Origin of the sequence: Streptomyces sp. Q6, from assembly GCF_036967205.1 — a bacterium.
Taxonomy (GTDB): domain Bacteria; phylum Actinomycetota; class Actinomycetes; order Streptomycetales; family Streptomycetaceae; genus Streptomyces; species Streptomyces citrinus.
Genome location: NZ_CP146022.1, coordinates 1,619,526 through 1,631,640, shown reverse-complemented (window position 1 = coordinate 1,631,640; position 12,115 = coordinate 1,619,526). Strand labels below are relative to the sequence as shown.

Annotated in this window: 10 protein-coding genes; 7 read left to right on the top strand and 3 right to left on the bottom strand. The window is 69.6% G+C overall.

Annotated features, from left to right (window positions below; genetic code table 11):
• Positions 1-81 precede the first annotated feature (81 nt).
• From V2W30_RS07710 to V2W30_RS07700, 3 genes are all read left to right on the top strand, one after another.
• Positions 82-777 carry an HAD family phosphatase gene (locus tag V2W30_RS07710; protein WP_338694721.1) on the top strand — a complete coding sequence of 232 codons (696 nt, stop codon included), beginning with the start codon at positions 82-84 and terminating at the stop codon, positions 775-777.
• A 353-nt stretch (positions 778-1,130) separates the two neighbouring features.
• Positions 1,131-2,735 carry an ABC transporter substrate-binding protein gene (locus tag V2W30_RS07705; RefSeq protein WP_338694719.1) on the top strand — a complete coding sequence of 535 codons (1,605 nt, stop codon included), beginning with the start codon at positions 1,131-1,133 and terminating at the stop codon, positions 2,733-2,735.
• 75 nt (positions 2,736-2,810) lie between these two features.
• A complete protein-coding gene (locus tag V2W30_RS07700; protein ID WP_338694717.1) occupies positions 2,811-4,385 on the top strand; it encodes an ABC transporter substrate-binding protein in 1,575 nt (524 codons plus the stop codon).
• Between the two features lie 87 nt (positions 4,386-4,472).
• Here V2W30_RS07700 and V2W30_RS07695 read toward each other — a convergent pair whose 3' ends face one another.
• Together V2W30_RS07695 and V2W30_RS07690 are read right to left on the bottom strand one after the other, a co-directional pair.
• Entirely contained in the window at positions 4,473-5,144 is a 672-nt protein-coding gene (locus tag V2W30_RS07695; protein ID WP_338694715.1) for a response regulator transcription factor, read from the bottom strand.
• Positions 5,145-5,182: 38 nt separating this feature from the next.
• Positions 5,183-6,100, bottom strand: a complete 918-nt coding sequence (locus V2W30_RS07690) for a RecB family exonuclease (RefSeq protein ID WP_338694713.1) — start codon at positions 6,098-6,100, stop codon at positions 5,183-5,185.
• A 587-nt stretch (positions 6,101-6,687) separates the two neighbouring features.
• Here V2W30_RS07690 and V2W30_RS07685 point away from each other — a divergent pair.
• The 3 genes from V2W30_RS07685 (at position 6,688) to V2W30_RS07675 (ending at position 9,594) form a co-directional block, all read left to right on the top strand.
• Complete coding sequence (locus tag V2W30_RS07685; RefSeq protein WP_425244501.1) at positions 6,688-7,818, top strand: site-2 protease family protein; 1,131 nt, start codon at positions 6,688-6,690, stop codon at positions 7,816-7,818.
• A 61-nt stretch (positions 7,819-7,879) separates the two neighbouring features.
• Complete coding sequence (locus V2W30_RS07680) at positions 7,880-8,785, top strand: tRNA (adenine-N1)-methyltransferase (RefSeq protein WP_018535043.1); 906 nt, start codon at positions 7,880-7,882, stop codon at positions 8,783-8,785.
• Between the two features lie 224 nt (positions 8,786-9,009).
• Entirely contained in the window at positions 9,010-9,594 is a 585-nt protein-coding gene (locus V2W30_RS07675) for a hypothetical protein (RefSeq protein WP_338694709.1), read from the top strand.
• Between the two features lie 90 nt (positions 9,595-9,684).
• Here the strand turns inward: V2W30_RS07675 and V2W30_RS07670 are convergent, their stop codons facing one another.
• Positions 9,685-9,999, bottom strand: coding sequence for a ferredoxin (locus V2W30_RS07670; RefSeq protein ID WP_338694707.1), 315 nt, complete (start codon positions 9,997-9,999; stop codon positions 9,685-9,687).
• Between the two features lie 264 nt (positions 10,000-10,263).
• Here V2W30_RS07670 and arc point away from each other — a divergent pair, with 264 nt between their 5' ends.
• Positions 10,264-12,030 carry a proteasome ATPase gene (gene arc / locus V2W30_RS07665; protein WP_338694705.1) on the top strand — a complete coding sequence of 589 codons (1,767 nt, stop codon included), beginning with the start codon at positions 10,264-10,266 and terminating at the stop codon, positions 12,028-12,030.
• Positions 12,031-12,115 lie beyond the last annotated feature (85 nt).

The window sequence follows — 12,115 nt, the reverse complement described above, 5'->3', positions numbered from 1 at the left end:
CTGGTCGGTCCAGCGCAGGCCGGTCGCCCTTCCGCCAGGGAGGGTGACCGGCCTCTTCGTCCCTCATGGAGGTGTGACCGGATGACCAGTACGGTCCCCGCACTCGGTACCCGATCGGCCGAAGGCTCCACCTTGCAGGCCGTGCTCCTCGACATGGACGGGACCCTCGTCGACACCGAAGGTTTCTGGTGGGACGCCGAGGTGGCCGTCTTCGCCGCGCTCGGCCACACCCTCGACGACTCCTGGCGCCAGGTCGTCGTCGGCGGCCCGATGAGCCGCAGCGCCGGATTCCTCATCGAGGCCACCGGCGCCGACATCACCCTGCCCGAGGTGACCGTGCTGCTCAACGACGGCTTCGAGCGACGCATCAGCCAGTCCCTGCCGTTGATGCCGGGCGCCGCCCGGCTCCTCGCGGAACTCGCGGCCCACCGGGTGCCCACCGCGCTGGTCTCCGCCTCCCACCGGCGCATCATCGACCGGGTCCTGCACTCGCTCGGGCACCGCAACTTCCACCTGACCATCGCCGGTGACGAGGTCGCCCGGACCAAGCCGCACCCCGACCCGTACCTGATCGCGGCCGAGGGGCTCGGCGCCGCACCGGAGCGCTGCGCCGTCATCGAGGACACCGCGACCGGCGTCGCGGCGGCCGAGGCGGCGGGGTGCCATGTCGTCGCCGTCCCGTCCGTCACCCCGATCGAGCCGGCCCACCGCCGGACCGTGGTGCCGTCCCTGGAGCACGTCAACCTGCCTTTCCTGCACGGCCTGATGACGCCCTGAACCCGTCGGCGTGGCCGAATTGCCGCGCCCCTCAACCCAGTTGAAGGTGTGACCTTTCCCACTCGACGGGGGGTCGACAGGTGTGCGCCCGCGTGCTGGCCGACGCCCCTGCGTCCCCCCGCGGGTGACCTTGTGTCCCGATTGGTCGCCCCCTGCGCCGAACCTTCCTCCTGAGGTGTTTTCGGTGCGTCCACGCCTGATTCCGCAGCGTGATGGGTGCCCCTCTCCGGCGCCTTCGGGCCCAGGCCACCCGCCTATTAATCTCGTCGCGAGAACATCGCCCCGCCCCTCGTGTCCCTGCCGCCCACCCGTGCGGCGGTGCCGGGGGGTTCAAGCTCTGGAGAACGTCGAGCATGAACCGTAAGACACTGGTGCTGTCGGCCGCCCTTGGCCTGCTCGCCCCCGCGCTGGCCGCGTGTGGAGGCACGGACAGCGGCAGTGACGCTGACGCCATCGTGGTCGGCACGACGGACCAGTTCGAGGTCACCTCCGACACCCCGGCCCCGTTCGACCCGGCCTACGCCTACGACGCGGGCAGCTGGAACGTGCTGCGGCAGACCTTCCAGACGCTGGTGGCCGTGCCCAAGGGCGGCGGCGAGCCGGTTCCCGAGGCGGCGCAGAGCTGCCGCTTCACCGACACCGGCAGCGAGCGCTACGCGTGCACGCTGCGCTCGGGCCTGGAGTTCTCCGACGGCCGGCCGATGACCGCCGCCGACGTGAAGTACTCGATCGACCGGGTCCGGGACATCGACAGCGACAGCGGCATCGCCGGCCTGCTCTCCACGATCGACACCGTCGAGGTCGTGAACAAGAACCAGGTGGTCTTCCACCTCAACACCCCCGACGCGACCTTCCCGTACAAGCTGGCCACGCCCGCCGCGGCCATCGTCAACCCCGACCACTACGAGAAGAAGAAGCTGCGGGGCGGCTTCTCGATCGACGGCTCGGGCGTGTACACCGCCAACGCCGAGGTCAAGAACAACAAGGTCGTCAAGATCTCCTTCTCCAAGAACCCGCACTACAAGGGTGAGTGGAAGGTCAAGAGCGACAAGGCCGAGCTGCGCCCGATGGCCAGTGCCGACGCCATGGCGACGGCACTGGACAAGGGCGACATCGACGTGATGGGCCGCCAGCTGACGCCCGACCAGATCGCGAAGTTCTCCGCCAGCGCCCCCGAAGGCATCAACTTCATCGAGACGTCCGGCCTGGAGACGAACTTCCTCGGGTTCTCGCTCGGCAAGGGCGAGGTGCGCAACAAGGCCGTCCGGCAGGCCATCGCGCAGGTCGTCGACCGCGAGCAGATAGCCGCCGAGGCCTACAAGTCCACGGCCGAGTCGCTGTACTCGCTCGTCCCCGCCGGCATCGTGGGCCACTCCAACGCCTTCTTCAACAAGTACAGCGACCCGGACAAGGAGAAGGCGGCGGCGATCCTGCGCGAGGCGGGCATCACCACCCCCGTGAAGCTCTCGCTCCACTACACCCAGGACCACTACGGCCCGGTCATGAAGAAGGAGTTCGAGCTGCTCGCCGAGCAGCTCGACGGCAGCGGCCTGTTCAAGACGGAACTCCACGAGACCAAGACCTGGACCAAGTTCCGCGCGGCGGAGCTCGCCGGCGACTACCAGGTCTACGGCATGGGCTGGGTCGCCGACTTCCCCGACGCCGACAACTTCCTGGCACCGTTCCTCGACAAGGACAACTTCCTCGCGTCGACGTACGCCAACGACACCGTCCGGCGCAACCTCATCCCCGCCTCCCGGCGTGAGGCCGACCGGGCGAGCGCGTCCAAGACCCTCGGCCAGATCCAGAACGTGGTCGCCGAGGACGTCCCCGTCCTGCCCCTCACCCAGAGCAAGCAGTACATCGCGACGCGGGACGACATCACCGGTGCGGAGTGGGCGCTGTCCGTCACCTCCGAACTCCAGCTGTGGGAGCTGGGCCGCGGCGTCAGCGGCTGACCCTCCCGTGCGGGCGGTCCCGGAGCCGGGACCGCCCCGTCGCCCATCTCCGACCGACGACGACAAGGCACGCACGTGAGAATGCGCAACCAGTGGCTCGTTCCGCCCCTCGCGGCCGGACTGGCCGCCGCTCTTCTGACCGGCTGCGGGTCGGACGACGGGGACACCGCCGGAACCGGAGAGTCCGTCGTCGTCGGCATGTCCGACGACATCCAGGCCACCGACCCGGCGTCCGGTTACGACCCGGGTTCGTGGTTGCTGTTCAACAACGTCTTCCAGTCGCTGCTCAGCTTCCCCAACGGCGGCACCGAGCCGCAGCCCGAGGCGGCCAAGGAGTGCCACTTCACGGACAACACGAAGACGTACACCTGCACGCTCCGCTCGGACCTGAAGTTCAGCAACGGTCACGCGCTCACCTCGAAGGACGTCAAGTTCTCCTTCGACCGCATGATGAAGATCAACGACGACGCCGGCCCCGCCATCATGTTCCCGATGCTGAACAAGGTGGAGACGCCGAACGCCCGAACGGTCGTCTTCCGGCTGAAGTACGCCGACGCGACCTTCCCGAGCAAGATCGCCTCGGGCGCCGGTTCGATCGTCGACCACACCGAGTACCCCGCGGGCGAGCTGCGCACGGACGGCAAGGCCGTCGGCTCGGGCCCGTACAAGCTCGACTCGTACGGCAAGAAGGAGGCGGTCTTCTCGGTCAACTCCTCGTACGAGGGCACCGCGAAGGTCAAGAACTCCGGCGTCACCATGAAGTTCTTCCACGGTGACCAGGCGGCCCTGAAGAAGTCCCTGCTCGCCGGCGACGTCGACCTCGCCTACCGAGGGCTCGCCGCGCAGGACATCTCCGACATCGAGACGTCCTCCACCAAGGACATGAACGTCATCGAGGGCACCAGCGCCGAGGTGCAGCACCTCGTCTTCAACATGAAGGACCCGGTCGTCGGCCGGATCGGCGTCCGCAAGGCGATGGCCTACCTCATCGACCGCGACGCCCTCATCGACGAGGTCTACGACAACACGGCCACGTCGCTGTACTCGATCATCCCGGCGGGCATCACCGGCCACAACACCGCGTTCTTCGACACGTACGGGGCCCGCCCCTCGCGGAGCAAGGCCGCCGCCGCACTGCGCGCCGACGGCATCACCGGCAAGGTCAGGCTGACCCTGTGGTCCACGCCCTCGCGCTACGGACCCGCCACGGACGCCGAGCTGAAGGCGATCGCCAAGCAGCTCAACGCGAGCGGCCTGTTCGACGCCCAGGTGAAGTCCGTCGAGTTCGCCCAGTACGAGCGGGACATCAAGTCCGGCAAGTACGGCGTGTACGTCAAGGGCTGGGTGCCCGACTACCCGGACCCGGACAACTTCACCCAGCCGTTCTTCGGCGACGGCAACGTCCTCGGGAACAACTACACCAACAGCACCATCACCGGCACGATCATCCCGGAGACCGGCGCCCAGAGCGACCGCGCCTCCACCACCAAGGACTACGAGCAGCTCCAGCAGATCGTCGCCGACCAACTGCCGATCCTGCCGGTGTGGCAGGCCAAGCAGTACGCGATCGCCCGCGACAACGTCTACGGCCTGGAGAACTGCCTCGACGCCTCGACCGTGTTCCGCTTCTGGGAGATCAGCAAGGGCTGAGCCCCACCACGGATTCCCCCGGACACGACGAAGGCGGCGGCCACCCTCGGGTGACCGCCGCCTTCGACGTGGGGCGGGCCCGCCGCCTCACTGCGCGCCGGGGCGCACCAGACCGCTCTCGTACGCGTACACGGCCGCCTGCACCCGGTCGCGCAGCCCCAACTTCGTCAGCACATGGCCGACATGGGTCTTCACGGTCGTCTCGCTCACGAAGAGGTCGGCCGCGATCTCCGCGTTCGACAGGCCGCGCGCGACGAGCTTGAGGACCTCGACCTCCCGCTCGGTGAGCGTGTGCAGCGTGTCCGGCACGGGCTCCTCGCCCGACGGCAGATGGTCCGCGTACTTGTCGAGGAGACGGCGGGTGATGCTCGGCGCGAGCATCGCCTCGCCGGCGGCCACGACACGGATCGCCTGCACCAGCTCATTGGCCGGGGCGTCCTTGAGGAGGAAACCGCTGGCCCCCGCCCGCAGCGCCTCCACGACGTACTCGTCGAGATCGAAGGTGGTCAGGACCAGCACCTTCGCCGGACCGTCGCGCTCGGGACCCGTGATCTGCCGGGTCGCCTCGACGCCGTCCATCCGGGGCATCCGGATGTCCATGAGGACCACATCGGGCTGGAGGGCGCGGACCTGGTCGAGCGCCTGAAGGCCGTCTCCGGCCTCGCCGACGACCGCGATGTCCTGCTCGGCCTCCAGAATCATGCGGAAGCCCGTACGCAGCAGCGGCTGGTCATCGACCAGTAGGACGCGGATGGCCACGAAAGTCTCCTTCGGTAGTCCGGCCCCATTCTGCCCTGCTAGGCCCCGGCGGACTCGGGCGCCCCGATCCGGAGCGGATAGGGCGGGGGAGTACCGCCGAATTCCGGGCAGACGGCCTGGTGGTCGCACCAACCGCACAGCTTCGTCGGCCGCGGCCGCCACTCACCGGACTCGGTCGCGCTCCTGATCGCCTCCCACAGCGCGTGCAGCTTCCGCTCGACCCGCTCCAGATCCTCGATCACCGGGTCGTACGTGATCACGTCACCGCTGCCCAGGTACACCAGCTGAAGCCGCCGCGGCACGACACCCTTCAGACGCCACACCACCAGGGCGTAGAACTTCATCTGGAACAGCGCGCCCTCGGCGTACTCGGGCCGCGGCGCCTTGCCCGTCTTGTAGTCGACGATCCGGACCTCGCCCGTGGGCGCCACGTCGACCCGGTCGATGATCCCGCGCAGCTTCAGCCCCGAGTCCAGCTCGGCCTCGACGAACAACTCCCGCTCGGCGGGCTCCAGGCGCGTCGGATCCTCCAGCGTGAACCACCGCTCGACCAGCCGCTCCGCCTCGCCGAGCCAGCGCGTCATCCGCTCGCCCTCCGCGTCGTCCGCGAACAGCTCGCCCAGCTCGGGCCGCGACTCCCGCAGCCGGTCCCACTGCCCCGGGATCAGCGACTTGGCCTGCGGCGCGGTCCGCTCCCCGGCGGGGACGTCGAAGAGTCTCTCCAGCACCGCGTGCACCAGCGTGCCCCGCGTCGCCGCCTCGCTCGGCTTCTCCGGCAGCTTGTCGATCACCCGGAACCGGTACAGCAACGGGCACTGCATGAAATCGCTCGCGCGCGACGGCGAGAGCGACGTCGGCGCGACGGCGGTGACGACCCGCTCGGCGCCCGGCGTGGGGTCGCTCTCCGACCCGCTCTCGGGGCCGCTGTCCGGGCCCGTCTCGGTACTGGTCTCCATGTCACCCGACGATACGGCCCGGCACCGACAGTCAGGCACCTGCGCGTCCGGGGCGTCTTGCGTAGCGTGGCCCGGGGGAGTCGCCGGGGGCCACCGGACACCGTCCGCATACCATCGACGCCAGAACGTCCCGCCCTGCGGCGGGAGACGCTCGAACGAGGGGACCGAGGGATCACCGTGGACGAGAGCGGGCAGCCGCAGTCCGGCACCGGCGAGGCGACGCCGCCCGCGGAGGACACCGCGAGGCGCCCCGCGCCCCCGCCGTCCCGGCGGAGGGGACGGCGCCGACCGGCCCCGCACCCTCCCGGCCGGCCGCCGCGTCCGACACCGGGGACCACCAGGAGACCGCGCCGGACCAGGCGAAGGAACCGGCGGACGGGTCCGCGCCGCGGCCCGGCACCCCGCCGGCCGAGGACCCGGAACCGACACCCACCGCCTCCCCGTCCCCCCAGGAGCCCGCGCCCGAGGACGGCGCACCGCAGCCACCCGCCGGCACCCGCCCCCACGACACCCACCCCGAGCGCGCCGCCGCGACCTCCGGCCGCAAGGGCCCGGCCAAGCCCCCGGAGCCCCGCGGCGGACTGCTCATGGGGCGTCCCTTCGGCGTCCCCGTGTACGTCGCGCCCAGCTGGTTCCTGGTCGCCGCACTGATCACCTGGGTGTTCGGCGGGCAGCTCGACCGCGTACTGCCCGAGCTCGGCGCGGCCCGCTACCTGGTCTCGCTCTTCTTCGCCGTCGCGTTCTACGCCTCGGTACTCGTCCACGAACTCGCGCACACCGTCGCCGCCCTGCGCTTCAAACTCCCGGTCCGCCGGATCCAGCTCCAGTTCTTCGGCGGCGTCTCCGAGATCGAGAAGGAGTCCGAGACCCCGGGCCGCGAATTCGTCCTCGCGTTCGTCGGCCCGCTGCTCTCGCTCGTCCTCGCGGGCGTCTTCTACCTCGGCATGATGGCCGTCGAGCCGGGCACCGTCCCGGGGGTCCTGCTCGCCGGACTCATGGTCTCGAACGTCATCGTCGCCGCGTTCAACCTCCTGCCCGGCCTGCCCCTCGACGGCGGCCGGATGCTCCGGGCCGTCGTCTGGAAGATCACCGGCAAGCCCATGAGCGGCACCATCGCCGCCGCCTGGGTCGGCCGCGCCCTCGCCATCGCCGTCCTCATCGGCCTCCCGCTGCTCACCCAGTCCGGCGCCCTCGGCTCGAGCGCGGAGGAGACCGGCGGCATGGACACCGTCATGGACGCGCTGCTGGCCGCGATCCTCGCCGCGATCATCTGGACCGGCGCCGGGAACAGCCTGCGGATGGCACGGCTGCGCGAACACCTCCCGGAGCTGCGCGCCCGCACCCTCACCCGCCGCGCCGTCCCCATCGAGCCGGCCACCCCGCTCTCCGAAGCGCTGCGCCGGGCCAACGAGGCGGGCGCCCGCGCGCTCGTCGTCGTCGACGCCGACGGCGAACCCCGCTCCCTGGTCCGCGAGGCCGCCATCGTCGGCGTCCCCGAGCACCGCCGCCCCTGGGTCCCGGTCAGCGGCCTCGCCCAGGACCTCACGGACGGCATGCGCGTCTCCGCCGAGCTCGCGGGCGAGGACCTCCTCGACACGCTCCGCGCGACCCCGGCCACCGAGTACCTGGTGGTCGAGGAGAACGGCGCGATCTACGGCGTCCTCTCCGCCGCCGACGTGGAGCGCGCCTTCGTCAAGGCGATGGCCAGGCCCTCGTAGCCCCCGGCCCGCGCCGCGCACGGTGGTCGGCGGTCCGCGCCGGGCCCGGTAGGCTGTTCACATGTCCGAACCGACCGGTGCCGCCCGCCGACGCGGGCCCTTCAAGGTCGGGGACCAGGTTCAGCTGACCGACCCCAAGGGCCGCCACTACACGTTCACGCTCGAAGAGGGAAAGAACTTCCACACCCACAAGGGTTCCTTCCCGCACGACGAGCTGATCGGCGCTCCCGAGGGCAGCGTTGTCCGCACCACCGGAAACGTCGCCTACCTCGCGCTGCGCCCCCTGCTCCCCGACTACGTCCTGTCCATGCCCCGCGGCGCCGCCGTGGTCTACCCCAAGGACGCGGGGCAGATCCTGGCCTTCGCCGACATCTTCCCCGGCGCGCGCGTCGTCGAAGCGGGCGTGGGCTCCGGCTCCCTCAGCAGCTTCCTGCTGCGCGCCATCGGCGACGAGGGCATGCTGCACTCCTACGAGCGCCGCGAGGACTTCGCGGAGATCGCCAAGGGGAACGTGGAGCGCTACTTCGGCGGCCCGCACCCCGCCTGGCAGCTCACCGTCGGCGACCTCCAGGACAACCTCTCCGACGGCGACGTCGACCGGGTCATCCTCGACATGCTGGCCCCGTGGGAGTGCCTGGACGTCGTCAAGAAGGCGCTCGTCCCCGGCGGCATCCTGTGCTGCTACGTGGCCACCACCACGCAGCTCGCCCGCACCGTCGAGTCCATCCGCGAGATCGGCTGCTTCAACGAGCCGACCTCGTGGGAGTCGATGATCCGCAACTGGCACGTGGAGGGCCTCGCCGTCCGCCCCGACCACCGGATGATCGGCCACACCGGCTTCCTGCTCACCGCCCGCCGCCTCGCGGACGGCGTCGAGCCGCCCATGCGCCGCCGCCGCCCCGCCAAGGGCGCCTACGGCGAGGACTACGACGGCCCGAACGCGGACGGCGGCAACCGCGGCCGCTGACCCGTCACAGCGGTGACGTACCCCTTCACAACGCATCGGCGCCGCCGCCGAGTTCCCTCGCCTCGCACGGGAACTCGGCGGCGGCGTCCGTACGTTGACACCACGGCAGCACCGCACCCACGAGCCACCGCGGAAACTCCGGACCCCGCCGTTCCTCTCCACTGTGACGTATGGCACGATGCTGGCCACCCCCACCGGCACAGCCCTCACAGGAGACGCTCCTAGTGCAGCAGCCCCCCCGGCAGACGCTCCCGGAACTGGCGCACACCACCACCCGACCCGTCCACTGGCTGGCCACCGCGGCCGCCCTCGCCGCCGTCGTCGCGGCCTCCGGCTTCCTCCAGCCGGACTCCGCCACCGCGGCCCAGACCGACGCCAAGTCGGCCACCGCCCACGCCGCGACCGCCGTCCCGCCCGACCCGGCCGCGGTCCACTTCCCACTGGACTGCGGGCCCGTGAAGGTCCTCGTGCAGAAGAAGGCCACCGGCGACCTCGACGGCGACGGGAGACCCGAGACGGTCGCCGTCGTCCGCTGCGACGCCGGCTCCGGCACCCCGCCGAACGGCGTCTACGTCCTCACCCGGCCCGCGGGAGCCAAGCCCCGGATCGTCGCCACGCTCGTCGACCCCAAGGACGGCTTCACGGTCACCGACCTCGCCGTGCGCGACGCGGCCGTCACCGCGAACCTGGAGGGCTACTCGTCCCCGGACGTGCCGCGCTACCAGCCCGACGTGCACGACAAGGCCAAGTGGCAGTGGAAGAGCGGTTCGTTCGTCCGCTCCACGCCGTCCGAGGCACGCAGCGTCTGAGCCCACGCGAAGGGCCCTGTGCACCGGTCACGAACCGGCGCACAGGGCCCTTCGGCGTCGGCGACGCCCGGACGGACGCCTACCTCGCGCTCACTCGGCGTCCGGTCCGTAGACCTCGACCCTGTCCGAAACCCGACGTACGTGGATGCAGTCGCCCGGGCACTCCTCGGCGGACGCCACCACATCGGTGAGAAGCGGAAGCGGTACGGGCGTTGACGCCCCCGGCGCCTGGAGCAGCTCGTCGCCCGCGCCCTTCACGTACGCGAGACCGTCGATGTCCAGCTCGAAGACCTCGGGCGCGTACTGGGCGCAGATGCCGTCCCCGGTGCACAGGTCCTGGTCGATCCACACCTCCAGCGGAACGCCGGTGTCGGTGCCGGATCCGGCCTCTTGCTGCACGGTCATGTCTCCTGCCGTTTCCTACGTCGTGGCCCTCGAATTCCGACTTCCGCGGAGCAAGTCGGGCCAGGCCTGACGGGTGTTGAACACTTCGACCCTACAACCGGCCGCTTTCCGATGTTGTTGGGTGGGTATTCCACTGGCGTGAGGGAGAGCGCAAGGGTGAAGATCGGACACACCTCGACCGTCTTTGTGATCTAGGGGTTTCAATCGACACCCGCCCAGGTAGGGTCTGGAAGCGTCCAGCTCCCCTTGGAGGAGGTGAGGACCGTGGCAGCCCACGACGACGACATCAACCGCGGCATCCGCCCGGGACGAGGGTCCGACGACCCGGCCGGGCAGATTGCCTATCTCGAGCAGGAAATCGCCGTCCTGCGGCGCAAGCTCGCCGACTCTCCGCGTCATACGAGGATTCTCGAAGAGCGGATCGTCGAGTTGCAGACCAATCTGGCCGGCGTGTCCGCCCAGAACGAACGGCTGGCCAACACACTCCGTGAGGCCCGCGACCAGATCGTGGCCCTCAAGGAAGAGGTCGACCGGCTCGCGCAGCCGCCGGCCGGCTTCGGAGTCTTCCTCACGGCGAACGAGGACGGCACCGCCGACATCTTCACCGGCGGTCGCAAGCTTCGGGTGAACGTGAGTCCGAGTGTCGAGCTCGAAGAGCTCAGGCGCGGCCAGGAAGTAATGCTCAACGAAGCGCTCAACGTGGTCGAGGCCATGGAGTACGAGAGCGTCGGCGACATCGTCACCCTCAAGGAGATCCTGGAGGACGGCGAGCGCGCCCTCGTGACCGGGCACACCGACGAGGAGAGGGTGGTCCGGCTCGCCGAACCGCTCCTCGACGTCGTCATCCGCCCCGGCGACGCGCTGCTTCTCGAACCCCGTTCCGGCTACGTCTACGAAGTCGTTCCGAAGAGCGAAGTGGAGGAGCTGGTCCTCGAAGAGGTCCCGGACATCGGCTACGACCAGATCGGCGGCCTGGGCAACCAGATCGAACTGATCCGGGACGCGGTCGAGCTGCCGTACCTCTACCCGGACCTCTACAGGGAGCACGAGCTGCGGCCGCCGAAGGGCGTCCTGCTCTACGGGCCCCCTGGATGCGGTAAGACCCTGATCGCCAAGGCAGTCGCCAACTCCCTTGCCAAGAAGGTCGCCGAGGTGACCGGACAGGGCCAGGGGAAGAGCTTCTTCCTCAACATCAAGGGTCCCGAGCTGCTCAACAAGTACGTCGGTGAGACCGAGCGGCAGATCCGCCTCGTCTTCCAGCGTGCGCGGGAGAAGGCCAGCGAGGGTACCCCCGTCATCGTCTTCTTCGACGAGATGGAGTCCCTGTTCCGCACCCGTGGCTCCGGTGTCAGCTCGGACGTGGAGAACACCATCGTCCCGCAGCTGCTCGCCGAGATCGACGGTGTGGAGGGCTTGCAGAACGTGGTCGTGATCGGTGCCTCGAACCGCGAGGACATGATCGACCCCGCCATCCTGCGACCCGGCCGACTCGACGTGAAGATCAAGATCGAGCGTCCCGACGCCGAAGCGGCCAAGGACATCTTCGGCAAGTACCTCACCCAGCGCCTCCCGCTGCACGCCGACGACCTCGGTGAGCACGGCAGCGACCGGGCGGCCACGGTTCACAACATGATCCAGACCGCCGTTGAGCACATGTACGCGGAATCCGAGGAGAACCGCTTCCTGGAGGTCACGTACGCCAATGGCGACAAGGAAGTCCTGTACTTCAAGGACTTCAACTCCGGCGCAATGATCGAGAACATCGTCGGACGCGCCAAGAAGATGGCCATCAAGGCCTTCCTCGAGCAGAACCAGAAGGGCCTCAGGGTCTCCCACCTCCTCCAGGCTTGCATCGACGAGTTCAAGGAGAACGAGGACCTGCCGAACACCACCAACCCGGACGACTGGGCCCGCATCTCCGGCAAGAAGGGCGAGCGGATCGTCTACATCCGCACCCTCGTCACCGGAAAGCAGGGCGCGGACACCGGACGCTCCATCGACACGGTGGCGAACACGGGTCAGTACCTGTAAAAGACAGGGTGGCTGCGGGTGCCCGTATCGGGTACCCGCAGCCGACTGTTTTTCCGGACAACTCACAGGGAACGACCACGCGACC